At 61.5% G+C, this 25607-nt stretch carries 31 protein-coding genes and 1 tRNA gene; 19 read left to right on the forward strand and 13 right to left on the reverse strand.

Features of this window, described 5'->3' with window-relative positions:
* Genes BMZ70_RS24995 through BMZ70_RS25005 form a run of 3 tightly spaced genes read right to left on the reverse strand, consistent with a single transcriptional unit; the run spans position 1 to position 2821 of the window.
* Positions 1–747: an MgtC/SapB family protein gene (locus BMZ70_RS24995; protein ID WP_092280641.1), complete on the reverse strand. Its 747-nt coding sequence runs from the start codon at positions 745–747 to the stop codon at positions 1–3.
* An 11-nt stretch (positions 748–758) separates the two neighbouring features.
* Entirely contained in the window at positions 759–1010 is a 252-nt protein-coding gene (locus BMZ70_RS25000; protein WP_092280643.1) for a hypothetical protein, read from the reverse strand.
* Positions 1007–2821 carry an aminopeptidase P family protein gene (locus BMZ70_RS25005; RefSeq protein ID WP_092280645.1) on the reverse strand — a complete coding sequence of 605 codons (1815 nt, stop codon included), beginning with the start codon at positions 2819–2821 and terminating at the stop codon, positions 1007–1009. The genes BMZ70_RS25000 and BMZ70_RS25005 overlap by 4 nt, the downstream gene beginning before the upstream one ends.
* Before the next feature lie 265 nt (positions 2822–3086).
* Between BMZ70_RS25005 and BMZ70_RS29255 the strand changes: the two genes are divergently transcribed.
* Positions 3087–3230: a type II toxin-antitoxin system RelE/ParE family toxin gene (locus tag BMZ70_RS29255; protein WP_307184375.1), complete on the forward strand. Its 144-nt coding sequence runs from the start codon at positions 3087–3089 to the stop codon at positions 3228–3230.
* A 12-nt stretch (positions 3231–3242) separates the two neighbouring features.
* Positions 3243–3491, forward strand: coding sequence for a HigA family addiction module antitoxin (locus BMZ70_RS29370; protein WP_092280647.1), 249 nt, complete (start codon positions 3243–3245; stop codon positions 3489–3491).
* Positions 3492–3552: 61 nt separating this feature from the next.
* On the opposite strand, the gene BMZ70_RS25020 is transcribed toward BMZ70_RS29370, so the two are convergent.
* Positions 3553–4242 carry a Crp/Fnr family transcriptional regulator gene (locus BMZ70_RS25020; protein ID WP_092280649.1) on the reverse strand — a complete coding sequence of 230 codons (690 nt, stop codon included), beginning with the start codon at positions 4240–4242 and terminating at the stop codon, positions 3553–3555.
* 109 nt (positions 4243–4351) lie between these two features.
* Here BMZ70_RS25020 and BMZ70_RS25025 point away from each other — a divergent pair, with 109 nt between their 5' ends.
* The 9 genes from BMZ70_RS25025 to BMZ70_RS25065 are packed head-to-tail and all read left to right on the forward strand — an operon-like array spanning position 4352 to position 13464.
* Positions 4352–6298 (forward strand): AMP-binding protein, encoded by a 1947-nt coding sequence (locus tag BMZ70_RS25025; RefSeq protein WP_207231571.1) that lies wholly within the window; start codon positions 4352–4354, stop codon positions 6296–6298.
* A gap of 11 nt (positions 6299–6309) precedes the next feature.
* On the forward strand, positions 6310–7134 hold the full coding sequence (locus BMZ70_RS25030; RefSeq protein WP_229205586.1) for an ABC transporter ATP-binding protein: 825 nt from the start codon (positions 6310–6312) through the stop codon (positions 7132–7134).
* Positions 7130–8026: a branched-chain amino acid ABC transporter permease gene (locus tag BMZ70_RS25035; RefSeq protein ID WP_165403595.1), complete on the forward strand. Its 897-nt coding sequence runs from the start codon at positions 7130–7132 to the stop codon at positions 8024–8026. Before BMZ70_RS25030 ends, BMZ70_RS25035 begins: the two co-directional genes overlap by 5 nt.
* Positions 8027–8029: 3 nt before the next feature.
* On the forward strand, positions 8030–9088 hold the full coding sequence (locus tag BMZ70_RS25040; RefSeq protein ID WP_092280657.1) for a branched-chain amino acid ABC transporter permease: 1059 nt from the start codon (positions 8030–8032) through the stop codon (positions 9086–9088).
* 20 nt (positions 9089–9108) lie between these two features.
* On the forward strand, positions 9109–10413 hold the full coding sequence (locus BMZ70_RS25045) for an ABC transporter substrate-binding protein (protein WP_092280659.1): 1305 nt from the start codon (positions 9109–9111) through the stop codon (positions 10411–10413).
* Positions 10401–11225, forward strand: a complete 825-nt coding sequence (locus BMZ70_RS25050; protein WP_175500820.1) for an ABC transporter ATP-binding protein — start codon at positions 10401–10403, stop codon at positions 11223–11225. Before BMZ70_RS25045 ends, BMZ70_RS25050 begins: the two co-directional genes overlap by 13 nt.
* 8 nt (positions 11226–11233) lie before the next feature.
* Complete coding sequence (locus tag BMZ70_RS25055; RefSeq protein ID WP_092280663.1) at positions 11234–11584, forward strand: MmcQ/YjbR family DNA-binding protein; 351 nt, start codon at positions 11234–11236, stop codon at positions 11582–11584.
* Between the two features lie 2 nt (positions 11585–11586).
* Entirely contained in the window at positions 11587–12846 is a 1260-nt protein-coding gene (locus BMZ70_RS25060) for a phenylacetate--CoA ligase family protein (RefSeq protein ID WP_092280665.1), read from the forward strand.
* A gap of 45 nt (positions 12847–12891) precedes the next feature.
* A complete protein-coding gene (locus BMZ70_RS25065; RefSeq protein WP_092280667.1) occupies positions 12892–13464 on the forward strand; it encodes a hypoxanthine-guanine phosphoribosyltransferase in 573 nt (190 codons plus the stop codon).
* Here BMZ70_RS25065 and BMZ70_RS25070 read toward each other — a convergent pair whose 3' ends face one another.
* The 3 genes from BMZ70_RS25070 to BMZ70_RS25080 form a co-directional block, all read right to left on the reverse strand.
* Positions 13465–14418, reverse strand: coding sequence for an NAD(P)H-dependent flavin oxidoreductase (locus BMZ70_RS25070; RefSeq protein WP_092280669.1), 954 nt, complete (start codon positions 14416–14418; stop codon positions 13465–13467). It lies immediately after the preceding gene.
* Positions 14419–14507: 89 nt separating this feature from the next.
* Positions 14508–15416: an MBL fold metallo-hydrolase gene (locus tag BMZ70_RS25075; RefSeq protein ID WP_092280671.1), complete on the reverse strand. Its 909-nt coding sequence runs from the start codon at positions 15414–15416 to the stop codon at positions 14508–14510.
* The gene (locus BMZ70_RS25080; RefSeq protein WP_092280672.1) at positions 15413–15625 is read right to left on the reverse strand and encodes a DUF1289 domain-containing protein; all 213 of its coding nucleotides are present in this window, start codon (positions 15623–15625) and stop codon (positions 15413–15415) included. The genes BMZ70_RS25075 and BMZ70_RS25080 overlap by 4 nt, the downstream gene beginning before the upstream one ends.
* An 88-nt stretch (positions 15626–15713) precedes the next feature.
* Between BMZ70_RS25080 and BMZ70_RS25085 the strand changes: the two genes are divergently transcribed.
* Both BMZ70_RS25085 and BMZ70_RS25090 read left to right on the forward strand, forming a co-directional pair.
* The gene (locus tag BMZ70_RS25085; protein WP_092280674.1) at positions 15714–16127 is read left to right on the forward strand and encodes a CopG family transcriptional regulator; all 414 of its coding nucleotides are present in this window, start codon (positions 15714–15716) and stop codon (positions 16125–16127) included.
* Between the two features lie 8 nt (positions 16128–16135).
* Positions 16136–17287: an extracellular catalytic domain type 1 short-chain-length polyhydroxyalkanoate depolymerase gene (locus BMZ70_RS25090; RefSeq protein WP_229205587.1), complete on the forward strand. Its 1152-nt coding sequence runs from the start codon at positions 16136–16138 to the stop codon at positions 17285–17287.
* Here BMZ70_RS25090 and BMZ70_RS25095 read toward each other — a convergent pair whose 3' ends face one another.
* On the reverse strand, positions 17288–17614 hold the full coding sequence (locus tag BMZ70_RS25095; protein ID WP_092280676.1) for a hypothetical protein: 327 nt from the start codon (positions 17612–17614) through the stop codon (positions 17288–17290). It abuts the gene before it with no gap.
* Between the two features lie 20 nt (positions 17615–17634).
* Positions 17635–17853 (reverse strand): cysteine-rich CWC family protein, encoded by a 219-nt coding sequence (locus tag BMZ70_RS25100; RefSeq protein WP_092280678.1) that lies wholly within the window; start codon positions 17851–17853, stop codon positions 17635–17637.
* Positions 17854–18018: 165 nt separating this feature from the next.
* Here BMZ70_RS25100 and argB point away from each other — a divergent pair, with 165 nt between their 5' ends.
* Both argB and BMZ70_RS25110 read left to right on the forward strand, forming a co-directional pair.
* Entirely contained in the window at positions 18019–18912 is an 894-nt protein-coding gene (gene argB / locus BMZ70_RS25105) for an acetylglutamate kinase (protein ID WP_092281155.1), read from the forward strand.
* Between the two features lie 52 nt (positions 18913–18964).
* Positions 18965–19039 (forward strand) — tRNA-Thr (locus BMZ70_RS25110).
* Positions 19040–19079: 40 nt separating this feature from the next.
* On the opposite strand, the gene BMZ70_RS25115 is transcribed toward BMZ70_RS25110, so the two are convergent.
* Positions 19080–19979: a TraB/GumN family protein gene (locus tag BMZ70_RS25115; RefSeq protein ID WP_092280680.1), complete on the reverse strand. Its 900-nt coding sequence runs from the start codon at positions 19977–19979 to the stop codon at positions 19080–19082.
* Between the two features lie 25 nt (positions 19980–20004).
* On the opposite strand from BMZ70_RS25115, the gene BMZ70_RS25120 reads away from it, so the two are divergent.
* From BMZ70_RS25120 to pabB, 3 genes are read left to right on the forward strand one after another with little or no spacing between them, the layout of a single operon-like run.
* Positions 20005–20730: an HAD-IA family hydrolase gene (locus BMZ70_RS25120; RefSeq protein ID WP_229213615.1), complete on the forward strand. Its 726-nt coding sequence runs from the start codon at positions 20005–20007 to the stop codon at positions 20728–20730.
* Positions 20731–20753: 23 nt separating this feature from the next.
* The gene (slmA, locus tag BMZ70_RS25125) at positions 20754–21329 is read left to right on the forward strand and encodes a nucleoid occlusion factor SlmA (RefSeq protein ID WP_092280684.1); all 576 of its coding nucleotides are present in this window, start codon (positions 20754–20756) and stop codon (positions 21327–21329) included.
* Between the two features lie 11 nt (positions 21330–21340).
* On the forward strand, positions 21341–23185 hold the full coding sequence (gene pabB, locus BMZ70_RS25130; RefSeq protein WP_092280686.1) for an aminodeoxychorismate synthase component I: 1845 nt from the start codon (positions 21341–21343) through the stop codon (positions 23183–23185).
* Here pabB and BMZ70_RS25135 read toward each other — a convergent pair.
* Positions 23172–23531, reverse strand: coding sequence for a DUF1428 domain-containing protein (locus BMZ70_RS25135; RefSeq protein WP_092280688.1), 360 nt, complete (start codon positions 23529–23531; stop codon positions 23172–23174). The genes pabB and BMZ70_RS25135 overlap by 14 nt on opposite strands.
* A 25-nt stretch (positions 23532–23556) precedes the next feature.
* Positions 23557–24510 (reverse strand): transcriptional regulator FtrA, encoded by a 954-nt coding sequence (gene ftrA, locus BMZ70_RS25140; RefSeq protein ID WP_092280690.1) that lies wholly within the window; start codon positions 24508–24510, stop codon positions 23557–23559.
* 97 nt (positions 24511–24607) lie between these two features.
* Between ftrA and BMZ70_RS25145 the strand changes: the two genes are divergently transcribed.
* A complete protein-coding gene (locus BMZ70_RS25145; RefSeq protein ID WP_092280692.1) occupies positions 24608–25000 on the forward strand; it encodes a rhodanese-like domain-containing protein in 393 nt (130 codons plus the stop codon).
* Here the strand turns inward: BMZ70_RS25145 and BMZ70_RS25150 are convergent.
* Positions 24997–25602, reverse strand: a complete 606-nt coding sequence (locus tag BMZ70_RS25150) for a glutathione peroxidase (protein ID WP_092280694.1) — start codon at positions 25600–25602, stop codon at positions 24997–24999. The two genes, BMZ70_RS25145 and BMZ70_RS25150, sit on opposite strands and share 4 nt — an antisense overlap.
* Positions 25603–25607 lie beyond the last annotated feature (5 nt).

The following is a 25607-nucleotide window of genomic DNA, read 5'->3' on the forward strand; positions in this document are numbered from 1 at the left end:
TCAATTGCGTGCGTGGGTCAGCTGGAAGCTGTGGATACCCTCAAATTCGGCTAACTCCGCCGATAACACCGCCATCGGCGCGCCAGTATGCTTGTTCAGGGCGATGGCGACGAAGCGCCATTCCTGCATGCCGCCCTCGCTGCCTATCATCATTGAGCCGCCGGCGATTTCATAACCGCGTTGCAGCGCCATCGCCCGTAGCGCCGGCTCCTGCGGCTTGTAGCCGGCCTTGAAGCGCATGGTGATGGCGATCGCGTGACGCGACGGCAGCCAGGCTTCCACCTTGGTCAGGTAAATCATCGAACAGGCGCACAGCGCGGCCAGCCCCATCGCGCCCATATAAAAGCCCACCCCCACCATCACACCGATCACCGACGAGGCCCAGATCGAGGCCGCCGTGGTCAGGCCGCTGATGTTGAAGCCTTCGCGCATGATGACGCCGGCGCCGAGAAAGCCGATGCCGGTGACGATGCCCTGGATGACGCGGGTCGGGTCCGAATTCACCAGGTACTGCGACACATGGCCGCCAAACCAGTGTCCTGGATAGCCGCCGATCACGGTCAGCGCGGCCGAGGCCATGCACACCAGGCCGTAGGTGCGCATGCCGGCTGCGCGGCCGTGGTAGGACCGCTCATACCCGACCAGCAAGCCCAGCAACAGCGCCCCCAGTAAGTTCAGCAGGATCACCGCGTTGGTGGCGATCTCGGAATGCGACCAGTAGGCTTGCAGGAATTCGATGGCGGGCATGACGGGCCTCTTTATTTTTTAGTTAATTGCTTCTCAAATGCGACGTCCAGCTTGCTGATCCGCTTGGGCGCTGCCGGGGCGATGCCGTTGACGAAGGCGACGAAATCATCCAGCTCCATCGGCGCGCACAGCGGCGGGTTGCCGGCGCCTTCGCTGATGAAGAAGTGGCCGCTGCCGGTGACCGACATCGAGTATTTCTGGTTGCCGGTGCGGCGTTTCAGCCGATCGACGGCCGAGGTGGCCCGGGTAGCGCGCGCGCTCATACAGCCTCCGTACGTTGTTGCAGCCACGCCAGCGCAGCGCCCGATACGAGCGGCGACAGGCGCTGGCGCACCGTGGCGTGGTAATCGTTAAGCCAGCGTTTTTCATCCTCGCGCAGCAGGGTGGCGTCGATGCAGCGGGTGTCGATCGGGCATAGCGTCAGCGTTTCAAAGCTGAGGAATTCCCCAAACTCGGTGTGGCCGGCGGCGCGGTTCAGCACCAGGTTTTCGATGCGGATACCCCAGCGGCCGGGCCGGTACAAGCCCGGCTCGATCGAGGTGATCATGCCCGGCTCCATCGCCGTCTGCGGTTCCGGCATGGTCGATGGCGAGATCGATTGCGGACCTTCGTGCACGTTCAGGAAGTAGCCGACGCCGTGGCCGGTGCCGTGACCGAAGTCCATCCCCTCGGCCCACAGCGGCGCGCGGGCGATGGCGTCCAGCATCGGCGACCTGGCGCCGCGCGGGAAGCGGGCAGCCGACAAGGCAATCATCCCTTTCAGCACCAGCGTGAAGTCGCGGCGGTGCTCGGCGGTAATCTGGCCGACTGCCACCACGCGGGTGATGTCGGTGGTGCCGCCCAGATATTGGCCACCTGAATCGATCAGCAGCAGGTTATTACCGTCGATGATGGCATGGCGCGCTTCGGTGGCGCGGTAGTGCATGATCGCGCCATTGGCGCCAAAGCCGGCGATGGTGGCGAAGCTCGGGCTGATGAAGCCGGGGCGGCGCGCGCGGGCAGCAGTGATTTGCCGGTCGATTTCCAGCTCGGTCAGTGGAGCGCGGTCGGGGTTGGACAGGGTGTGTTCCAGCCAAGTGAAGAATTCGCACAGGGCGGCGCCGTCTTGTTCCATCGTGGCGCGCACGTGGACCGCGTCCGCCTCGCTTTTGCGCGACTTGGCCAGCGTGCTCGGGTTGATCGCTTCGATGACTTTAACCTTGGCCGGAATCCACTGGCGGGTGCCATAGGTGATGCGGCGAGGGTCGAGCAGCACGGCGGCATCGGCCGGCAACGCGGCCAGCGCGGCCGCGGCCGAGGCGTACGGCGCGACATCAATGCCCTCGTCCGCCAGCGCGGCGCGCAATTCAGGCGAAATTTTGCCGTCGGCCACATATAAAGTGGCACGGGTGACGGTTACCAGGGCATGCGACAGGAAAATCGGGTTGAAGTTGACGTCGGCGCCGCGCAAGTTGAACAGGTAGGCGATGTCGTCCAGCGTCGAGATCAGGTGGCGATTGGCGCCGGCCTGCTGCATGGCGCCGCGCAGCTCGGCCAGCTTGCCGCTGCGGCTTTTCGAGGCGTACGGCGGCAGATGTTCATAAATTGGCGCGGCCGGCAGAGCTGGACGGTCTGGCCAGACGTGGTCCAGCAGGTCAAGGTCGGTGCGCAGTTTGACGTCTTTGGCCTCCAGCGCGGTTTGCAGCAGGCGGGCGATGGCCAGGCCGAGCACGGCGCCGTCCACGGCCAGCGTCTGGCCAGACTTCAGATGGCTTGCCAGCCAGTCAACATATTGCACGCTGGCGCCGGAAGTCAGCTTCATTAACTGAATGCCGGTATCGGCCAATTGCTGTTCGGCCTGGGTCCAATAACGGGCGTCGGTCCAGACGCCGGCGAATTCCGGGGTCACGATCAGGGTGCCGACCGAGCCGGTGAAACCGGACGCCCATTCGCGGCCTTGCCAGCGTTCGGGCAAATATTCGGACAGGTGCGGATCGGCGGACGGGACCATCAGCGCATCAATATGCTGCTGGCGCATCGCCGCTCGCAACAGCGCCAGGCGCTCGACGACTTGGGAAGGGTCTGGAGTATTCATGGGAAAGCTCAAAATATCTTGCCCCTATGATACCGCGATTAGTTGATCTACCGCTAAATGGCTGCGTAGACGAAATGATGAAATGATGAAATGGCTCAGCTTGTTGTGTTAACAACGCGGAGCTATATTGATCACGATCGCCATTTCGCCACAAAGGATTACGTCATTTTTATGAAATTGGTAGCCTGAGAGGAATCCAGCCTCATCATGCCACGAAGCTAAAAAATTTACTCGTAGCATTGAATACGCCGAGGCTCCGGATGATATGGATCAGCCGGGTTTAGCTTTTCACTTACTGAAAGGAATGAAAAATCCACGCTGGTCTATTAAAGTAAATGGCAACTGGCGACTAACATTCGAATTCAAAAATGGAAATGCATATGTTATTGACTATGAGGATTATCACTAATGGAAATGTACAATCCCCCCTAATCCCGGTGAATTTATTGTTGAATGGTATTTGAAACCTCAAAATATCGGCGCCCGTGAATTTGCTGAACAATTGGGCGTCTCACGCTCAACTGTTAATCGTCTTTTAAATGGACAAACACGCATTACGCCAGCGATGGCTGAACGGCTTTCCAAGGTTATTGGGCGTTCCGTGGGTAGCTGGATAAGGCTGCAGGAGATGCAAGACCGCTGGCAGGAGAGACTGCGGAACGCGGCTTAGCGCGCCGGATTTTGGCAGGTTCGCGCCAATAATTGGCATAACTTGGGCGAAAAAAAAGGCGCTATGCCTCGTAGCGCCGTAATCCCTCCAAATCGAGGATGCGAATGCCGCCGTAATCGAGACTCAGCAATCCCTGCTTCTCCAAAAGCTGCAACGCCTGGTTCGCACGCTGGCGCGAGGCACCGGATAATAATCCCAACTCCTCCTGCGAAATATGCACGATTTTGTCCAGGCCCGGATATAAATGCGAATGAAATAATGAAGCGAGGCAGCGCGCCACCCGCGTATCGGGATTTAATAAACGGTCATTCTCGACCATGCCGATAAACTGCCCCAGACGCTCATTCAATTGCATCAGCAAGAAACGCGTAAAAGGCAAGCTATTATCGAGCAGCCACATAAATGTCGCGGCCGGCATGCGGGCAATCCGGCTATCGCGTAAAGCCATCGCGTCGTATTTCAGCACTTCGTTTTTTAAAACCGTACCCTCGCCAAACCAGCCGCCCGGCGGTACCCCGGTAAAAGTCACACTTTTGCCATCGGAAGAGAAATTATTCATCTTCACCATGCCGTCGATAATACCGAGCCAATTCTCTACCATCTCGCCTTTGCGGCAAACATAACCACCTTTCGGCACAAAGGTTTCGAAGGTATCGGCCTCGACGCGCGCCATTTGTTCGGGCGTCAAATCCTTGGCCCAGATCGCTGATCGCAGGGCTTCCTTCAAAGTAATTGGATATCGATCTGACATTTTTGCGACGCACCATAGAAAAGTGACTCAATTGTCGTCGAAAAGACAACTCGCCTTCTCGCAGCACGTTAATATCATCACACAAAAAAGAAACAGCAACAGGAGACAACTGGTGCAAACAGGACAAGAGACTTTTCCTCGCCGCTTGCTCGCGCACGGCCAGGTCAGGCCGGCGAAACCCGCATTTCGTGAAAAGTATCTGGGCATCTGGCAAAGCTGGACCTGGTCCCAGGTCAATGACGAAGTGCGCGCCCTCGCCTGCGGCTTGGCTGCGCTCGGCTTCGAGCGGGGCATGAATCTCGCCATCATCGGCGATAACCGGCCACGCCTGTACTGGTCCATGCTGGCCGCCCAATGCCTGGGCGGCGTGCCGGTGCCGCTGTACCAGGACGCCCCCGCAGCCGACATGGCGTACGTGCTGGAAAACGCTGAAATCCATTACGCCATTGTGGAAGACCAGGAACAGGTCGACAAGTTGCTCGAATTGCAAACGTTGTATCCGCACATACGCCACATCGCCTACGACGACGAACGCGGCATGCGCCACTATCGCCAACAAGGTTTGCTGTCCTTCGCCCAGCTACAGGAAATGGGCCGCGCCTGGGACCAGGCGCATCCCGGCTTCTTTGAAGCGCAGGTGGCCGAGGGCCGGGCCGGCGACAACGCCATCATCCTGTACACCTCCGGTACCACCGGCAAGCCCAAGGGCGTGTGCCAGACCCACGCCGCGCTGCTGGCGGCGGGAGATGGCGGCGTCGGCTTCGAAAAACTCACCGACGCGGAAGATATCCTGTCCTACCTGCCAATGGCCTGGGTGGGCGACTGCCTGTTCTCATTCGCGCAGGCGATGACGGCAGGCTTCACCGTCAACTGCCCGGAATCCGGCGAGACCGTGATGACCGACATGCGCGAAATCGGCCCCACTTATTACTTCGCCCCGCCGCGCGTGTTTGAAAACATGCTGACCACGGTGATGATCCGGATGGAAGACGCTGGCGCCATCAAGCGCCGCATGTTCCATTACTTTATGGGCGTGGCGCGCCGCTGCGGTGCTCAAATTTTGGACAACAAGCCGGTGCCGCTGGCCGACCGCCTGCGCTACGCCGTGGGCAAGCTGCTGGTCTACGGCCCGTTGAAAAACGTGCTCGGCATGTCGCGCATCCGCGTCGCCTACACGGCCGGTGCCGCGATCGGCCCCGATCTGTTCCGCTTTTATCGCTCAATTGGCGTCAACTTGAAGCAATTTTACGGGTCGACCGAAACTTGCGCCTACATTTGCCTGCAGCCCGATGGCCAGATCAAGTTCGACAGCGTTGGCCTGCCGGCACCCGGCGTGGAAGTCAAACTGGCCGAAAACGGTGAAGTTCTCGTTAAATCGCCGACGTTAATGGACTGTTACTACAAACGTCCGGACGCGACGGCCGAAGCCATCGACCAGCACGGCTATTTCCACACCGGCGACGCTGGCCTGTTCGACCACGAGGGCCACCTGAAAATCATCGACCGCGCCGCCGACGTCGGCCGCATGAACAGCGGCGCCATCTTCGCGCCCAACTACGTCGAGAACAAGCTCAAGTTCTTCCCCTTCATCAAGGAAGCGGTGGTGTTCGGCCACCAGCGCGACGAGGTGTGCGCTTTCATCAACATTGACATGGAGGCGGTCGGTAACTGGGCCGAACGGCGCAGCATCGCTTACTCGGGCTACACCGACCTGGCCGCACATCCTGCCGTGTACGGGCTGGTGCGCGATTGCGTCGAGCAGGTCAACGCCGACCTGGCGGCTGAAGCAGGCATGGGCGACACGCAAATCCACCGCTACCTGGTTTTGCATAAGGAGCTCGACCCCGACGACGATGAGCTGACCCGCACCCGCAAAGTGCGCCGCAAGTTCATTGCCGAGAAATACGCGGTGCTGATCGATGCGCTCTACAGCGGCAAGACCTCGCAATACATCGAAACGCAGGTCAAATTTGAGGATGGCCGCAGCGGCGTGGTTGCAGCGGACCTGAAGATCGAACCGTGCAAGACCTACCCTGCCGTGCAGGCAGCGGCATGACGGAGGCGAACATGCAGATGAACGAGCCAGAAGCCCACTTCGGCGCCGGTCAGCGCAAGACCGGGCCGGTCATCCTCGACCTGAAAAATATCTCGCTCTCCTTCGGCGGCGTGAAGGCGCTGACCGATATTTCCTTCGACGTGCGCCAACATGAGATCCGCGCCATCATCGGCCCGAACGGCGCGGGCAAAAGCTCCATGCTCAACGTGATCAACGGCGTGTACCGCCCGCAGCAAGGACAGATCGTCTACCACGGCGAGGTGCGCAAGAACATGGATTGCTACGCCGCCGCCAAATCCGGCATCGCCCGCACCTTCCAGAACATCGCGCTGTTCAAGGGCATGACGGTGCTGGACAACATCATGACCGGCCGTAACCTCAAGATGAAGTCCAACTTCCTGATGCAGGCGCTGTACTGGGGTCCGGCGCGGCGCGAGGAAATCGCGCACCGCATCAAGGCCGAGGAGATCATCGACTTCCTCGAGATTCAGGCGATCCGCAAAACGCCGGTCGGCCGCCTGCCCTACGGCCTGCAAAAGCGCGTGGAGCTGGGCCGCGCGCTGGCCGCCGAGCCAGAAATCCTGCTGCTCGACGAACCGATGGCCGGTATGAATGTCGAAGAAAAGCAGGACATGTGCCGCTTTATCCTCGACGTGAACGACCAATTCGGCACCACCATCGTGCTGATCGAGCATGACATGGGTGTGGTGATGGATATCTCGGACCGCGTGGTGGTGCTCGACTACGGCAAAAAAATCGGCGACGGCACGCCGGATGAAGTGCGCGACAATCAGGATGTGATCAATGCTTACCTTGGAGTGGGCTGTGAACATTAACTTCTTCTTTGAGGTGCTGATCGGCGGCCTGCTGTCCGGCGTAATGTACGCGCTGGTGGCGATCGGTTTTGTGCTGATCTACAAAGCCTCCGGCGTGTTCAACTTTGCACAGGGCGCGATGGTGTACTTCGCCGCGCTGACCTGCGTCGGCGTGATGGACAAGATGGGCGTATCGCTGTGGATAGCGCTGCCGATCACGGTGGCGGTGATGATTTTGCTAGGCCTGTCGATTGAGCGCGTGGTGCTGCGGCCTTTGGTCAACCAGCCGGAGATCACGCTGTTCATGGCGACCATCGGGCTAGCGTTTTTCATTGAGGGACTGGCGCAGCTGCTGTTCGGCGCGCAGGTGCGCAAGCTGGAACTGCCGATTGAAGACGTTCCTTCGCAGTACCTGATGGACAACTACAACATCCTCGTCTCGCAATTCGACATCATGGCGGCGCTGGTATGCGGCCTGCTGGTCACGACGCTGGCCCTGCTGTTCTCGAAAACCAAAGTAGGCCGCGCCTTGCGCGCCGTAGCCGACGATCACCAGGCAGCGCTGGCGGTCGGCATTCCGCTGCAGCGCATCTGGGCCGTGCTGTGGGCGGTGGCCGGGCTGGTGGCACTGGTGGCGGGCATGCTGTGGGGCGCGCGCAATGGCGTGCAGTTCGCGCTGACCTTCGTCGCGTTGAAGGCACTGCCGGTGCTGATCCTCGGCGGCTTCACTTCCATGCCCGGCGCGATTGTCGGCGGCCTGATTATCGGCGCATCCGAAAAAATGGCCGAAGTGTACATCGGCCCGATGGTGGGCGGCGGCATCGAGGGCTGGTTCCCTTACGTGCTGGCCTTGCTGTTCCTGCTGGTGCGGCCGGAAGGCCTGTTCGGCGAAAAAATCATCCGGAGGATTTGACGCATGTTCTACCGCGAAGCAGGACAATTCAAAACCAGCTATCAGGCCGACGGCCAGATCTTCCCGATTTTGCAGGACCGCGTTGCGCTGCTGGCGCTGCTGGCGGTCGCGGTGCTCGCCGTGCCGGCCCTCGCATCGCCGTATGTGCTGTCCGCCATCCTGATCCCGTTCCTGATTTTTGCGCTGGCCGCGCTGGGCCTCAACATCCTGACCGGCTACGCAGGCCAGCTGTCGCTCGGCACGGCGGCCTTCATGGCGGTGGGCGCCTTCGCCTCATACAACTTCATCCTGCGCATTCCGGGCTTGCCGGTGCTGGTGGCGTTTGTGCTGGGCGGCTTGAGCGCGGCGCTGGTCGGCATCGCGTTTGGCCTGCCGTCGCTACGCATACGCGGCTTCTACCTCGCCGCCGCCACGCTGGCGACGCAATTCTTCGTAGTCTGGTGCCTGACCAAGATTCCCTACCTGACCAACTACAGTTCTTCCGGCGTGATCACCGCGCAGCCCATCGTCATCCTCGGCTACGCCTTCGATACGCCGGACCGCAAATACCTGCTGGTGCTGGCTGTGGTGACCGTGATGGCGCTGCTGGCCAAGAATATGATCCGCTCCAACGTCGGCCGCTCGTGGATGGCCGTGCGCGACATGGACGTGGCGGCCGAAGTGATCGGCTTCCGCCTGATGCGCACCAAGCTGCTGGCGTTTGCGGTCAGCTCCTTCTACTGCGGCGTGGCCGGCGCGCTGTATGCGTATGCCTACCTCGGTACAGTGGAACCGGAGGCGTACAACCTCGATATGTCGTTCCGCATTCTGTTCATGATTATCATTGGCGGCGTCGGTTCGGTACTGGGTTCTTTCCTCGGCGCGGCTTTCATTGTGCTGCTGCCGGTGCTGTTGAATGTCGTTGCGCATAGCCTTGCGCTGCCGACCAGCGTCGCCTCCAATCTGGAGCTGATGGTGTTCGGCGCGTTGATTATATTTTTCCTGATCGTCGAGCCTCACGGCCTTGCGCGCCTGTGGCAAATTGGTAAAGAGAAGTTGCGTCTGTGGCCGTTCCCCCATTAAAAAATCAGAGGAGACACACTATGAAACGCTTTGCATCCATCATCGCCGGACTCACACTGGCCGCCAGCGGCGCGGCGCTCGCGCAGCCTGCGGAACAGTACATCGCCCTGCCCTCCTACCGCGTAGGCCCTTATGCGGCGGGCGGTTCCGGCTTTTACGGCGGTATCATCGACTACTTCAACCTGGTGAATCTGTCGGGCGGCGTGAACGGCGTGAAGATTGCGTGGGAAGAGTGCGAGACGGAATACAACCCATCACGCGGCGTGGAATGCTACGAGCGCTTGAAAACCAAGAACGGCGGCGCCACGTTGGTCGAGCCTTTATCCACAGGTGTCGCGTACGGGATTCTCGATCGCCTCGCCGTCGATAAAATTCCGATGACGATGATCGGCTACGGCCGCTCGGACGCCGCCAACGGCAAAGTATTTCCCTACGTTTTCCCACTGATTACCAGCTACTGGAATCAGGCGGCTGCCATGATCAAGTACCTCGGCGACAAGGAAGGCGGCATCGATAAACTGAAAGGCAAGAAGATCGTCCACCTCTACCACGACTCGGCATTCGGCAAGGAACCCTTGCCAGTGCTGGAGGCGTTGAGCAAGCAGCACGGCTTTGAGCTGATCAAGATTCCGGTGACACCGCCGGGCAGCGAGCAGCAGTCGCAGTGGCTGCAAATCCGCCAGGCGCGTCCCGACCATGTGATCCTGTGGGGTTGGGGCTCGATGAATGCGGTAGCCATCAAGACCGCGCAACGCAACGGCTTCCCGCGCGAGAAAATCCTCGGCGTATGGTGGGCCGGTTCGGAAGAAGATACCGTACCTACGGGCGATGCGGCCAAGGGCTACAGCGCGATGACCTTCAACACGCCGGGCAACTATCCAGTGATGGATGAGATCCGCAAAAAACTCTACACCGATGGCAAGGGCAATCTGGCGGATGCATCGCGCATCGGCAGCGTCTACCACATGCGCGGTGTGAGCGCGGGCATCCTGTGGGTGGAAGCGATCCGCACCGCGCAGGAGAAGTTCGGCAAGGGCAAGCGCGTCACCGGCGAACAGCTGCGCTGGGGCCTGGAGAACCTCAACGTCGACGAAGCACGACTGAAAGCCGTCGGTGCGTTCGGTATGCTGCCGACAGTGAAGACCAGCTGCGACGATCATGAAGGCTCGGGCGCGGTAAAAGTCCAGCAATGGGACGGCAAGAAGTGGAGCGCCATCACGCCAAACTGGATCGTCGGCGACAAGGCGTTGACCCGCAAGCTGCTGGAAGAAAGCTCCGCAGCCTACGCGGCCGAGAAAAAAATCACACCGGCATGCCTGAAATGACCGCCACTGCCACTCCGTACCTGTCTGTGAATAACGTGGAAGTTATCTACGACCACGTTATCCTCGTGCTGAAAGGCGTCTCGCTGCAAGTCCCGCAGGGGAAGATCGTCGCCCTGCTGGGCGCCAATGGCGCGGGCAAATCGACCACACTGAAAACCATCTCTACCCTGCTGCGCGGTGAACGCGGCGACGTCACCAAGGGCGAAGTCCAGTTCAAGGGCGAACGCATCGACCATCTCACGCCGAATGAGCTGGTCAAGCGCGGCCTGTCGCAGGTGATGGAAGGCCGTCACTGCTTCGGCCATCTGACCATCGAAGAAAACCTGTTGACCGGCGCTTACACGCGCACCGATTCCCGCGCGGAGCTGAAGGCGTCGCTGGAAAAGGTCTACCACTACTTCCCGCGCCTGAAGGAGCGTCGGCAAAGCCAGGCCGGCTACACCTCCGGCGGCGAGCAGCAGATGTGCGCCATCGGCCGCGCGCTGATGGCCAAGCCTTCCATGATTTTGCTGGACGAGCCGTCGATGGGCATCGCGCCGCAAATCGTCGACGAGATTTTCGGCATCGTCAAAGACTTGAACAGCAAGGAGAACGTCTCTTTCCTGCTGGCTGAGCAAAACACCAGCATCGCGCTGCGCTACGCGGACTTCGGCTACATCCTCGAAAACGGCCGCGTAGTGATGGAAGGCGCGGCGGCCGACCTGTCCTGCAACGAAGACGTGAAAGAATTCTATCTCGGCGTCTCCGGCGCGGGTCGCAAGAGCTTCCGCGACATGAAATTTTACCGGCGCCGCAAACGCTGGCTGGCATAAGGAACAGAATGAATCTCACCAAGGCCAAGGCTTACTGCCGCAAGCTGCCCGGCGCCACCGAAGACATCAAATGGGAGACCAACCTGGTGTTCTCGGTCGGCGAGAAAATGTTCGCCGTTACCGGCGCCGATGGCAGCGAGCGAGGTATCAGCTTCAAGGTCGATGACGACCGTTTTTTGGAATTGACCGACCGTCCCGGCATCATTCCAGCGCCCTACCTTGCGCGCGCCAAGTGGGTCTACATCGAAGACCCGAAAGCGATCAGCGACGCGGAAGTGGCCGAACTGCTGCAACGGTCTTACGAATTGGTGTTCGCCAAACTGACCAAAAAGCTGCAACGCGAAATACAAGGATCCTGAACATGGCCGATACTTTCGACAGCCTCGAAGCGCGCGCGCCGGAACAGCGCGAACGCGAACTGATGGCGCGCCTGCCGCAGCTGGTGGCGCGCGCCAAGGCAGCGGCGGGATGGTCGCGCATCCTCAAGGACGTCAACGCCACCGATATCAACAGCCGCGCCGCATTGGCCACGCTGCCGGTAACACGCAAGTCCGACCTGCACGCGCTGCAGGAGCAGCATGCGCCGTTCGGCGGCTTGAATACCACGCCGGTGGGCCAGCTGGCGCGCGTCTACATGTCGCCCGGCCCGATCTTCGATCCCGAGGGACGCGGCGCCGACTGGTGGCGTTTCGCACGGCCGCTCTACGCGGCGGGCGCGCGCGCCGGCGGGCTGCTGCAAAACTGCTTCTCCTACCACTTCACGCCGGCCGCCTTCATGGTGGAAGGCGGCGCGGCGCGCCTCGGCTGCGCGGTGATCCCGGCCGGCAGCGGCCAGACCGAAATGCAGGTGCAAGCGATCCACGCGCTGCGGCCGGATACCTACGTCGGCACGCCGTCCTTCCTGAAGATCATCATCGAGAAGGCGCAGGAGATGGGTGTGGAGATCAGCAGCATCAAGCGCGCGCTGGTGAGCGCCGAAGCGCTGCCCGAATCGCTGCGCACATGGTTCGCCGAGCACGGCATACCGCAGGTGCTGCAAGCCTACGCCTCGGCCGATGTCGGCAGCATCGCCTACGAAACCCGCAGCGGCGATGTGCGCGACCCCGGCATGGTGCTGGATGAAGACGTGATCCTCGAAATAGTCCGTCCCGGCAGCGGCGATCCCGTACCTGCGGGCGAAGTGGGCGAAGTGGTGCTCACCGTGTTCAACCCGGACTATCCGCTGATCCGCTTTGCCACCGGCGACCTGTCGGCGATCCTGACCGATGCACCACCGTCGGCCTGTGGCCGCACCAATACCCGCATCAAAGGCTGGCTGGGTCGCGCGGACCAGACCACCAAGGTGCGCGGCATGTTTGTCCATCCGTCGCAGGTACACGACATCGCGCGCCGCCATCCGGAAATTGTGAAAGCGCGTCTTGTGGTGTCGGGCCAGATCGCGCAGGAGGCTATGACGCTGCATTGCGAGGTAGTCGATGCAGCCAGCGCCAGCGCCAGCGCCGCCGGCATCGTCGAGTCCATCCGCAAGCTCACCAAGCTACGCGGCGAGGTGCAGTTTGTCGCCGTCGGCAGCCTGCCCAACGACGGCAAGGTCATCGCCGATGTGCGCGACTATCAGTAATTGGTGGATAATATCGGACTTCACATTCGTTTTTAATAAAAAATCATGCAAGACTTCCACCACAACCGCGCCCGCGCCCTGCTGGAGAGCGCTGAAGAACTGTTCACCAAACAGGACGTCGATAACGCTGTCGCCGCGATGGCCGACACGCTGAACGCCCGCTATAACCAGCCGGAGGCGGAAGAATTCCCGCTGGTGCTGGGCGTGATGGGCGGCGCCGTGGTCTTCACCGGCAACCTGCTGCCGCAGCTGACCTTCCCGCTGGAATTCGACTACATCCACGTCAGCCGCTACGGCGACGAGGACAAGGGCGGTGAAGTGGTGTGGAAAGTGGTGCCGCGTTCGAACGTCGCCGGCCGCACCGTGATCGTGCTGGACGACATCCTGGACGAAGGTGAAACCCTGGCCCACGTCAAACAGCGCCTGCTGGACATGGGCGCCAAGGAAGTGATCCTGGCCGTGTTCGCGGACAAGGCCATCGGCAAGGTCAAGCCGGTGAAAGCCGATATCGTCGGCATCACCATCCCGAACCGCTTCGTGGTCGGTTTCGGCATGGATGCTTACGGCTACTGGCGTAATCTGCCGGGGTTGTGGGCAATCAACAACCCCGACGCTTAATTACAACGCCAGGCGGGCGCGCGCGGCGTCGTATTCGCGCTTCAGACGCTCGACCATTTCGCCGGCCGATGGAATATCGTCCATCAGGCCCACGCCCTGGCCGGCGCCCCAGATGTCGCGCCAGGCCTTGGCGCTGCTGGAACCGAAGTTCATCGCGGTCTTGTCGGCGGTCGGCAGCGCGTCCGGATCAAGGCCGGCGGCCACGATGGATTTTTTCAGGTAGTTGCCGTGCACGCCGGTGAACAGGTTCGAGTACACAATATCGGCGGCGGTCGACTCGACGATGGCTTCACGATAGCCGTCGCTCACATTCGATTCCTTGGTCGCCAGCCAGCGCGAGCCGATGTACGCGAAGTCCGCCCCCATCGCCTGAGCCGCCAGGATGGCGTCGCCGGTCGCAATCGAACCGGACAGGGCGATCGGGCCCTTGAAGAACTTGCGCACTTCACCCACCAGCGCGAATGGCGACAAGGTGCCGGCATGGCCGCCGGCGCCGCTGGCCACCAGAATCAAACCATCCACACCCGCTTCCAGTGCTTTTTCCGCGTGACGGATCGACACTACGTCGTGCAGCACGATGCCGCCGTAGCTGTGGATCGCGTCCAGCATCTCTTTCGGCGGCGCGCGCAGCGAGGAAATGATGATCGGGATCTGGTGCTTCACGCACACTTCCACGTCATGCGCCAGGCGGTCGTTCGACTGGTGCACGATCTGGTTGACGGCGATCGGGCCGACGCGCTTGTCAGGATTGGCGGCCTGGAAGTCGGCCAGTTCTTTTTGCAGGTCGGTCAGCCACACATCCAGCAGTTCGGCCGGACGCGCGTTCAGCGCCGGGAACGAACCGACGATGCCGGCCTTGCATTGCGCCGCCACCAGCGCCGGACCGCTGGCAATGAACATCGGCGAAGCGATGACGGGAAGGGTGAGGTTTTGCAACACTGCAGGCAGGGTCATAGCGGGCTCGCTGGGGTGAGTTAATCGGTCCAAACGATTATAGATCGAAAATAGTACGACCGTGCCTAAAATAGGGAACTTACTCTACTTTATTCATTAAGTAAGTACTCACCCTCAACCCGTGCCGCAGCGCCGCGCACCAGCTGGCTTACCGCCCACTTGCCCAACTCCTCGGGCGATTGCTTGAGGAAGTTGGTATTGGCCGCCGCAAACACCGGCATCGAGGTCAGCAGCACCGGCACATCGGCCAGCGGAATGCGCTGGCGTTCCAGCAGCAGGAACTTGAGCAGCACTTTCAGCGCGTTCTGCGCGTTGCGCAGCGGATCGGCGGCCAGGTAGTCCAGCCGCGAACGGGCGCGCGCCAGGGCGCCGGCCACGTCGGTGAACGGCGCGCCGTGGCCAGGGATCACCACTTTCACGTCCAGCCCGGCGATCAGGTCCAGCGTGGCGCGTTCCTCGGCAAAGCCGGATTTTCCATCCAGTTCCGGGAAGATCACGCCAAAACCGTTTTCCCACAGCGCGTCGGCCGAGGCCAGCACTTTTTCTTGCGGACAGTAGAAAATCAGCGAATGCGGATCGTGGCCAGGCGCGGCCAGCGCCTGCCATTCCATATCGGCCAGAGTCAGCACGTCGCCGGGGGCGATGGTGGCGTCGAAGGTAAAGCGGTCGCAGCGCTGGCCGGTGGCCTTGAAGCTCAGCGCTTCCACGTCCCAGTGCCGGACTTTTTCCGCTTCCGCCACCGGAATCGAGGTCTTGCAGCCGAAATGGGCCTGCAGGATGGCATTGCCGCCGCAGTGGTCGGAGTGCAAGTGGGTGTTGATGATCTGGTCGAGGTGGCGGCCGTGCAGCGCGTGGCGCACCAGTTCCAGCGTCTGCGGCGCGTGGCTCAGGTAGCCGGTATCGATAATGGCCGTGTCGTGGCGGCCCAGCAGCATGATGTTGTTGGACGAGAGCCAACCGCGCTCAAACACCTGTATCGAATCCGGCAGCACGTTCATTCTTCCTCGTCGAAATGCACGGTTAAGCGACGCTGCGGCAGCTCCGCCCATACGGCGCGCTTGAAATCGTCATCGGCTTTGCCCCAGGCCACGATTTCGGGAATGGTGCGCAAGCAACCCATGCAATAGCGGCGCTCACTGTCCATTTTGCACAGGCTCACGCACGGCGAGGGGACGGGGGATGGAATTGTGTTGGTTACTTCACTCATGACGCCATTATGCCGTGAAGCTGCTTGACTTGGGGAAGCGGAGGCGTAGACTACCATCCATATAGATGGCGATTAGATGGAGACAGTAATGGCTAAGCAAGAAATAAAGCTGAAGATCGCCGATTCGGAAAAAATCACCATCAATCTGGGCCCGGTCGACCTGGGACAGATCGACTTGCTGGTGCAAGAGGGATTTTATTCCAACCGCACCGACCTGATCCGCACGGCGATCCGCAACCAGCTGAACCAGCACGCCGAGGTGGTCAGGCAGACCGTGGCGCGCAAGAGCCTGGTCCTGGGCATGCAGCATTACTCGCGCGCCGACCTGGAGGCCATCCAGGCGGCGGGCGAGCGCTTGCAGATCCAGGTACTGGGCCTGGCCAGCATCGCCAGCGACGTTTCCGTCGAACTGGCGCTGGCCACCATTGAATCCATTTTCGTTCTCGGCTCGTTGCATGCCAGCGCGGTCCTCAAGACCGCACTGGCACCGCGCATCCATTAAGGAGTGCCATGAAGCTCAATATTCTCACCCAGATGCGCGAAGCGGCGCAGCAATTGCTCAGCAAGGGCATCCCTTTGCAGCGCGTATTCGACCGTCCCGCTCCGGCTCCGGCCATGCGCGATATTAACCCGCCGCCGCCCAATGCAGCGCCGACGGAACCGCCACCGGCCGCAGCGCCGCAGCCGCCGCCGCAACAGCAGCAGCAGCCGAATCCGGCCACGCATCCCAACGAATTCGCGCAAGACATACTGAACCGCATGGGGATCGCGATTGATCTAGGCTCGCTGCTGCATCCGGCACCGGTGGCGCCGCCTGTGGACGGCGCGCAATTTATCAACGGCAGCTACACCAATCACGCCGGTACGCGGAACTACAAGCTGTACGTTCCTGCCAGTTACCACGGACAAGCCATGCCGCTGCTGGTGATGCTGCATGGCTGCACGCAGAATCCCGACGATTTTGCCGCCGGCACGCAGATGAACCAGCTGGCCGAAGAAGTGGGTTTCTTCGTGGTCTATCCGGAGCAAAACGCCAATGCCAATCACTCCAAGTGCTGGAACTGGTTCAATGAGATCGATCAGAAACGCGGGCAAGGCGAACCCTCGATCATTGCCGGTATTGCGCAGCAGATTATCGATGAGTATCCGGTCAACGAGCGCCAGGTATATGTGGCCGGCCTGTCGGCGGGCGGGGCGATGGCGGTGATCGCCGGCACCTTGTATCCGGAATTGTTTGCGGCGGTGGGCGTGCATTCGGGCTTGCCGTTTGCGTCGGCGCAGGATTTGCCGTCGGCGTTGTCTGCGATGAAGCGCGGCGTACATCGCGCAACCAAGGCGGGCGATCCATCACAGCCGATTATCGTGTTTCATGGCGACAGCGACACCACCGTGCATCCGGTCAATGGCGAACAGGTGATGGCGCAGCGGCTGCATCATCATCGCGGCGCACGGCCGTCGGTGCAATCGGGCGCGGTGCCGGACGGCTACCGCTACACGCAGACCACCCACATCAAGCCAGATGGCACGCCGCTGGGGGAACATTGGGTAGTGCACGGCGCCGGCCATGCGTGGTCGGGCGGCAGCGCCTCCGGCAGCTACACCGACGCCAAGGGCCCGGACGCCAGCCGCGAAATGCTGCGCTTTTTCCGCACGGTGAGTTGACTACGGTCCGATGAACCGGAGCAGGATGGCAATGCTGGTAGTCATCTGGGCAATGAGTATTCCGGCTAGCCAGTAAAACTGCCGGTCCATCTGGTGTATTAACTGCCAATTGGATTTGTCGATCTTGTCGTCCAGGCTGTCACGGACGCCGTCAATCTTTTTATGCATGGTTTCAAACTGTGCCAGCATGGCCAGATGGTTTTGTTCCTGCGTGCGCTGCAGGGCGGTAAGAGCACTGGTGACGTTGTCCATTTGGGTCTCCAGCTTCACGATGCGGACGATATTCGTATCGTCTGCCGCGCCACTTTGCTTGTCAAGCGAGCTCATTTGCGTACTCCCGGTGGGGTTTATACGCTATTGTCGGACGGCGAACCGGGCTGGGTTTGAGCTTGCTCAACGATGTGCTGCTTCAGGCATGCCGGGCACCAGCAACTGGCGCCGGGGGCGGACGGGACGGCGACGGCGGGCGGCAGCGTAGTGCACCAGCACGGCTCGGCCGGCGCCGACGGATCGGCATCCTTCATGGCGCAGGAGAACTGCGCGCCGCAGCGGGAACAGGTACTCATGTTATTTCCAAGACAATCAAGAGCGCCCAGCCTACCCCAGCGCCCAAGAAAATACCACCATATGGCCCTATAATGCGTACTTGAGCGCCAACTGGCTGTAAAATTGCGCCCAAAATTCTACTTACCGGACTCGCCATGACCCAACTGACCAACCTGAACTTAGGCATGAATGACGATTTGACCGCGGTCTCCCCGCAGATCAAGGCGCAGATTCTGGCTGAGGCCCTCCCGTACATCCGCAATTACCACGGCAAAACCATCGTCATCAAATACGGTGGCAACGCCATGACCGAAGACCGCCTGAAACACGGCTTCGCGCGCGATGTCATTTTGCTCAAACTGGTCGGCATGAACCCGGTGGTGGTGCACGGCGGCGGTCCGCAGATCGACAACGCCCTGAAAAAAATCGGCAAGCAAGGCACTTTCGTGCAGGGCATGCGCATCACCGACGAAGAAACGATGGAAGTGGTGGAGTGGGTGCTGGGCGGCGAAGTCCAGCAGGACATCGTGATGTTGATTAATCACTACGGTGGCCAGGCAGTCGGCCTGACCGGCAAGGACGGCGGCCTGATCCGCGCCCGCAAGATGGCCATGCCGGACAAGGAAAACCCAGGCCAGACCCTGGACATCGGCTTCGTCGGCGAAATCGAAGCGATCAACCCGGCCGTGGTGAAAGCCCTGCAGGACGACGCCTTCATTCCGATCATCTCGCCGATCGGTTTCGGCCAGGACGGCCAGGCCTACAACATCAACGCCGACGTGGTCGCCGGCAAGATCGCGGAAATCCTGAAAGCCGAAAAGCTGATCATGATGACCAACATCGCCGGCGTACAAGACAAGCAAGGCAATCTGGTCACCGACCTGTCGGCGCGCGAGATCGACGAGATGTTCGCCGACGGCACGATTTCGGGCGGCATGCTGCCTAAAATTTCATCAGCCCTGGACGCTGCCAAGTCCGGCGTGAACACGGTTCACATCATCGACGGCCGTATCGAGCATTCTTTGTTGCTGGAAGTCTTGACCGAACAGGCTTTTGGCACTATGATCCGGTCTCACTGAAAAAAAGGCGGTCTCGCCGGACTTCGGTGAAACCGCCACATTTTCAGGCAATGCCCTTTTAGCTCAGTGGTAGAGCACTCCCTTGGTAAGGGAGAGGCCACGTGTTCAATCCACGTAAAGGGCACCATTCTTCCTGTAGTACCCTCCTCCCGCAGTTACTTCCCGCTTTAGTAAATTCGCTCCACCGTCAGCCCGCGTTTGCGCAGCAGTTCCGGCACACTCGTTTTGCCGACCAAATGCAGCACGCCGATCGCCGCCACGCTGTTGTTTTCGCGCGCCATTAGCTTGAGCATGCCATCGGCCAGCGCCGGATTGCGGCCATCCAGCAGCACCTGCTGCACGAAACGGCCCGAGAAGGTGTCGTCCTGCTCCGCCTTCAGCGCCAGCGCGTCCAGCGCCTGTATGTCGGCGTTGCGCCATGCATCGGCGATCTCGCGCGCCTGGCTGGCCTGTTCCTTGTCCTCGATGCCAGCGATGGCCTCCTGCAGGAACAGCAGCTGCTCGGCGGGCGTCATCTTGTCGAACAGCGCCATCTGGCTGTCGGCCGATTCCAGCTCGACGATTTTCTGGCCGGCGGCATGCGCCTGCTTCGACAAGTGCGCATCCACCGCCAGCGAGGCCTCGTAGCCTTGCGACGCGAACTCGCTCACCGTCAGCAGACTGGCAAGCAGCCAGGGCTTCATGCTGGCCACCCCTTCCGGTTCAATGTTGTACTGCTTGAGTAAGCGCTCAAGGCGCTGGCGCCATGCCGGCGTCATGCCCGTCATGGGTTTGTTGCTGAGACCATGCTGCTGCACCGCGCGCGCCAGCTTTTGCGGATCGCCGAGGGGATCGATCTCCAGCGCCAGCACCGGCGCTTTTTTCAGCAAGCCGGCCAGACGCGGCTCCAGCGGATAAAAATCCTTCGAGCCGACATGGATGGTGCCGAACAAGTACAGCGTGTGCGCGCCCTGCTGCACCTTGAACAACGCGCCGCGATTTTGCGCCGGCGCCGGATCGGCGGCCCGCGATGGGCCCAGCACAAAAAAGAACAAACTACAGAACAACACTATAATCTGGCGCTGCATGGTTTCCTTTGATGGTAGGTCTGATGTGAATATTACTCGCTCCTCGCCCGTATGGCTGTTTGATCTTGATAACACGCTGCACAACGCCTCGCACGCCATCTTCCCGTCCATCATGGCCGGCATGAACCGCTATCTGGCGCGCCTGCTGGGCGACGGCGTGACGCCCGCCAGCGACGAGGTGGTGAACGCCACCCGCACCATGTACTGGCAGCGCTACGGCGCCACCACGCTGGGCGTGGTCAAGCACCACGGCGTCAAGGCCGAGCACTTTCTCGACGAAACCCACCAGTTCGACGACCTGGCGGCCATGATCCGCGCCGAGCGCGGACTGCGCCAGCTGCTGCGCCGCCTGCCTGGCCGCAAAATCCTGCTGACCAATGCGCCGCACCGCTACTCGTCGCAGGTGCTGCGCCATCTGGGTTTGCAGCGCCAGTTCCAGCACCACGTGGCAGTGGAAGCGATGACCGTCCATCGCCACATGCGTCCCAAGCCGTCCAAGCTGATGCTGCATCGCCTGATGCGCCGCCATCAACTGACGCCGCGCCGCTGCATCCTGGTGGAAGACACGCTGGCCAACCTGCGCAGCGCGCGCGAGATCGGCATGCGCACCGCGTGGGTCACGCAGTACCTGACCATCGGCGACACCGCCGGCCTGGCCCATCCTCAAAAAAGGTTAATTCGCCCCGCTTATGTCGATGTCAAAGTAAAATCTGTCAGGAACCTGCCGGCGCGTTTGCATCGCCTGCGCTAACGAACTTTTAACTGCGAGATCATATGGCAAGCACACCGCCAGGCCAGCGCCGTTTGCAAATCCTGCAGGCGCTGGCGGAGATGCTGGAACAGCCCAAGGGCGACAAGATCACCACCGCTGCGCTGGCGCGCAAGCTGGAGTTTTCCGAGGCCGCGCTGTACCGGCACTTCGCCAGCAAGGCGCAGATGTTCGAAGGGCTGATCGAGTTCATCGAGCAGAGCGTGTTCGGCCTGATTAACCAGATCGCCGACCGCCAGACCGATGGCCTGGCGCAGGCGCGCGATATCGTCGCCATGCTGCTCAACTTCGCCAGCCAGAATCCGGGCATGACGCGGGTGCTGATCGGCGATGCGCTGGTCAACGAGGACGAACGCCTGCAACTGCGCATGAACCAGTTCTACGACCGCGTCGAGCTGGCGCTGAAACAGGCGCTGCGCCTGGCCGCCAGCGAAGGGCAGGCGCACGAAGCCGACACCGCCGCGCGCGCGGCGATGCTGACCAGTTTTGTGATCGGACGCTGGCACCGCTACGCCAAGAGCGGCTTCAAAAATAATCCGTCGCAGGACGCGGCGCTGCATATCACCCTGCTGCTATCGTAACCACTGTAAGTATGGACACCGAAGTATTCGCCCTGCTGGACGACGCCAGCCCGGAAGCAGCACAAACCGGCAGCCGTTCGCGCCTCTACACCGGCCACACCGGCACCCTGCGCTGCGACGATATCGCGCAATGGCCGCAGGTGCTGGAACAAATGCAGGCGGCGCTCGCACGCGGCGAATACGCAGTCACCGTGTGCGCATATGAGCTGGGCGAAGAATTGCTGTCGCTGGACGCGCCTCGTCGCCAGCACAACGCGCCGCTCGCGCGCATCCTGCTGTTCAAGGACTGCGCCCAACTCGACGCGCAGCAAGTCAGCGACTGGCTGGCGGCGCGCTCCTTCCCGATAGACCGTCCGGCCGGCATCGCCAATATCCGCGCTAACATCGACCAGCAGGCGTTCACCAATGCGCTGGCGCGCATCCACGACTACATCGCGGCCGGCGACACCTACCAGGTTAATTACACCTACCGCCTGCGCTTCGACGCCTTCGGCGGCATCCACGCCCTGTACGCGCGCCTGCGCGGCCGCCAACCGGTGCCCTACGGCGCCTTGATCGCGCTGGATGACGGCACCGCCGTGCTGTCGCTGTCGCCGGAACTATTCGTGCGTCATGAAGATGGCGTGCTGACCGCGCGCCCGATGAAAGGCACCGCCCCCGCAGCGCCGCCGGCGCAGCAAGCCGAGAACATCCTGCGCGCCACCAACCTAGCAGCCGATCCAAAGAACCGCGCCGAGAATTTGATGATCGTCGACCTGCTGCGCAACGATATCGCGCGCGTGGCCGCCACCGGCAGCGTGGAAGTACCGGCACTGTTCGAGGTGCATCGCTACGCCAGCGTGCTGCAAATGACCTCCACCATCACTGCGCAACTGCGCGACGACGCCACCTTGGCCGATATCTTCGATGCGCTCTACCCGTGCGGCTCCATCACCGGCGCGCCGAAGCGCCGCACAATGGAAATCATCCGCGAACTGGAGCCCGATGCACGCGGCATCTACACCGGCGCCATCGGCTGGTTCGATCCGCGCGAAGATGGCAAGGTGGGCGACTTCTGCATGTCGGTCCCGATCCGCACGCTGACCCTGCAACCGCAGGGCGAAGACGGCGTGCGCCACGGCGAAATGGGTGTCGGCGCGGGCATCGTGTTCGACAGCGACGCGCTGGAAGAATACGCCGAGTGCAAGCTCAAGGCGCGCTTCCTCACCGGCCTGCAAAACGACTTCGATATTTTCGAGACCATGTACGCCACGCCGGCCGATGGCATCCGCCATCGCGAGCGTCACCTGAAACGGCTGGCCGCATCGGCGCAGTACTTCGGCTTCCCGTGGGACGAGAAAGCGGCCAACGCCTATCTGGATGCGGCCAGCGCCATGCTGGAAGCGGAACATGCAGCGTACCGTGTGCGGCTGGCGATCAATCCATCCGGCGCGTTCGCGGTGCAGCATGCGCCGCTGACGCCATTGACTGAACCGGTGCGCGTGCTGCTGGCCGACGACGCCACCGACAGCGGCGACCTGTTCCTGCGCCACAAAACCAGCATCCGCGCGCGCTACGACGCCGCCTGGCGTGACGCCGAGGCGCAAGGTGCCTTCGACACCCTGTTCTTCAACGAGCGTGGTGAATTGACCGAAGGTGGCCGCAGCAGCGTATTCGTGCGCGTGGATGGCAAGTGGCTCACGCCGCCGTTAAGCAGCGGCGCCCTGCCCGGCGTGATGCGCAGCGTGCTGCTGGACGATCCGTCATGGAACGCCAGCGAAGCCGTCATCACCCGCACCATGCTGGAAGCCGCCGACGACATCATCATCTGCAACGGCCTGCGCGGTGCCGTGCGCGCAACGATCACAAGTCGATAATCATCTCGAAGCCGCCGTAGATCATGCGCTTGCCGTCGAACGGCATATTGGCGGGATCCATATAGCTTGCGATGCGCGGATCTTTCATGACCTTCTCATTGATCTCGTCGCGGCGCGCGCGCGATTCGTAGACGATCCACGAGAACAGCACCACCTCGCCTTCCTCCAGGATCACGCTTTGCGGGAAGGAGGTGAGCTTGCCGGGCGGCGCGTCATCGCTCACATTTTCACGGAACTCCAGCGCGCCGTATTCCTTCCACACCGCGCCGCATTCACGCGCCATTTTCTTGTACGCCTCAAGATTTGCCTTGGGTACAGGAATCACAAAACCGTCTACGTAAGCCATAGCCGTCTCCTTGATGATGAGACGATCAAGTTAGCACGAAACGCTTTCGGTAAGCGCCCGGTGTCGTCGCAGCAAGACGGCGGAAATGATGGCGCAGCGATTCCTCGGAGCCAAAACCAGCCCGCTCGGCAATCTGCGTCAGCGGCACATCCGGCTCTTCCAGCATCTCCTTGACAATGGCCACCCGCTCGCGGATCAGCCACTCAACCGGCCCGAAGCCAGTCGCCTGCTGAAACTGACGCTGCAAGGTACGCGGACTCATGGCCGCGCGCTCGGCCATGCTGGCCACCGTGTGCGGCTGCTCCGGATGGCTTCGAAGCCAGTCCATCAGCTTGGACAGCCTGCCCTGCTCGCCCTGAGCCATCGGACGCGGCAGGAACTGCGCCTGCCCGCCCTCGCGATGTGGCGCCACCACCAGCCGCTGCGCCACCATGTTGCCGACCTTGGCGCCATGATCACGCCGCACCAGATGCAGCAGCATATCCAGCCCGGCAGCCGAACCGGCGGCGGTGATAACCTGGCCGTTATCCACATACAAATCGTCGGGCTGGACGGCAATCTGCGGATAACGCCGCGCCAAGCGCTCGGCATAACGCCAGTGCGTGGTGGCGCGCTGGCCGTCCAGCACGCCAGCTGCCGCCAGCACGAACACGCCCGAACAGATCGAGCACAGGCGCGCGCCGCGCGCGTGGGCGGCGCGTATCCATTCCAGCAATTGCGGCGGCGGCAACTCATCCGCATCACGCCAGCCCGGAATGATGATGGTGTCAGCCAGCGCCAGCAATTCCGGCGTGTACGGCGCCTGCACCGTAATGCCGCCCGCCGCGCGAATCGGCCCCTCCTCCACCGCGCAAACGGCAAAGTCGTACCAGTGCACGCCCAGCTCCGGGCGTTCCAGCGCGAACAGTTCGACCGTGCAGCCAAACTCAAATGTACACAGGCGGTCGTAAGCCAGCGCCACCACGAGATGTTTTTTCATGGCGCAATCTTACCGCAGAATGGCTTATGCGCCACTTCTGGCCGTGACGGCACGAGGCCACAATGTGCTCATTCGTTTATCACTACAGGAGAACCGCATGTCCCTCGTTACCGCCATCCCCGCCGCCGACAGCGCCGCCGCCCTGGCCCACTTTGAGGCCAGCTTCAGCTTCGAGACCGATTGCTGGGACGTGCACGATGCGCTCACCAGCGGCAAGCAGGATTTCGTGTTGCTGGACGTGCGCGGCACGGAGAAATACGCGGCCGGCCACGTGCCGGGCGCGCTCGACCTCGCGCATCGCAAGATCATCGGCTCGAAAGTCGCCGAATTCCCGGCCGATACGCTGTTCGTGGTGTACTGCGCCGGACCGCACTGCAATGGCGCGGCCCGTGCCGCCGTGCGGCTGGCGCAGCTGGGACGCCCGGTCAAGGTGATGCCGGGCGGGATTACCGGTTGGCTCGATGAAGGTTTCGAGCTGGCGCGTGCTTAGGAACCCAGCGCTTTTTCGACCGCGCTGACCAGTTGCTTATCGGTCGGCGTGACTTTGCTGCCAAAGTTGGTGACCACGTTGCCGTGGCGGTCGATCAGGTACTTGTGGAAGTTCCATGCCGGCGCCTTACCGGTGGCCTTGATCAGATTGGCAAACAGCGGGTTAGGTTCCTTGCCCGACACCACCGACTTGGCAAACATCGGGAATTTCACGCCGTAGGTGTTGTAGCAGAAATCGGCGATTTCCTTGCTCGAACCCGGCTCCTGCTGGCCGAAGTCGTTCGATGGGAAGCCCAGCACCACCAGTCCCTTGCTGCCGTACTTGGCGTACAGGCCTTCCAGCCCTTCATACTGGTTGGTGAAGCCGCAGTAGCTGGCGGTGTTGACCACCAGAATCACCTTGCCCGAGTACTGGCACAGGTCTTGTGGCGCTTCGTCTTGCAGGCGCTTGAAAGTTTGCTTGAGGATGGCCGGGCAGCTGCCGGGCGCAGTCGCCGCAGCCGGGGTGGCTGGCGCGGCGGCTGGCGCTTGCGCCAAGGCGAAAGAGCTGGCCAGCACGGTCAGCGAAGAAACGAGGCACAGCTGGGCGATGGATTTGGACATGGTGG

Source organism: Duganella sp. CF402 (genome assembly GCF_900109645.1).
In the GTDB taxonomy this organism is placed as follows: domain Bacteria; phylum Pseudomonadota; class Gammaproteobacteria; order Burkholderiales; family Burkholderiaceae_D; genus Rugamonas.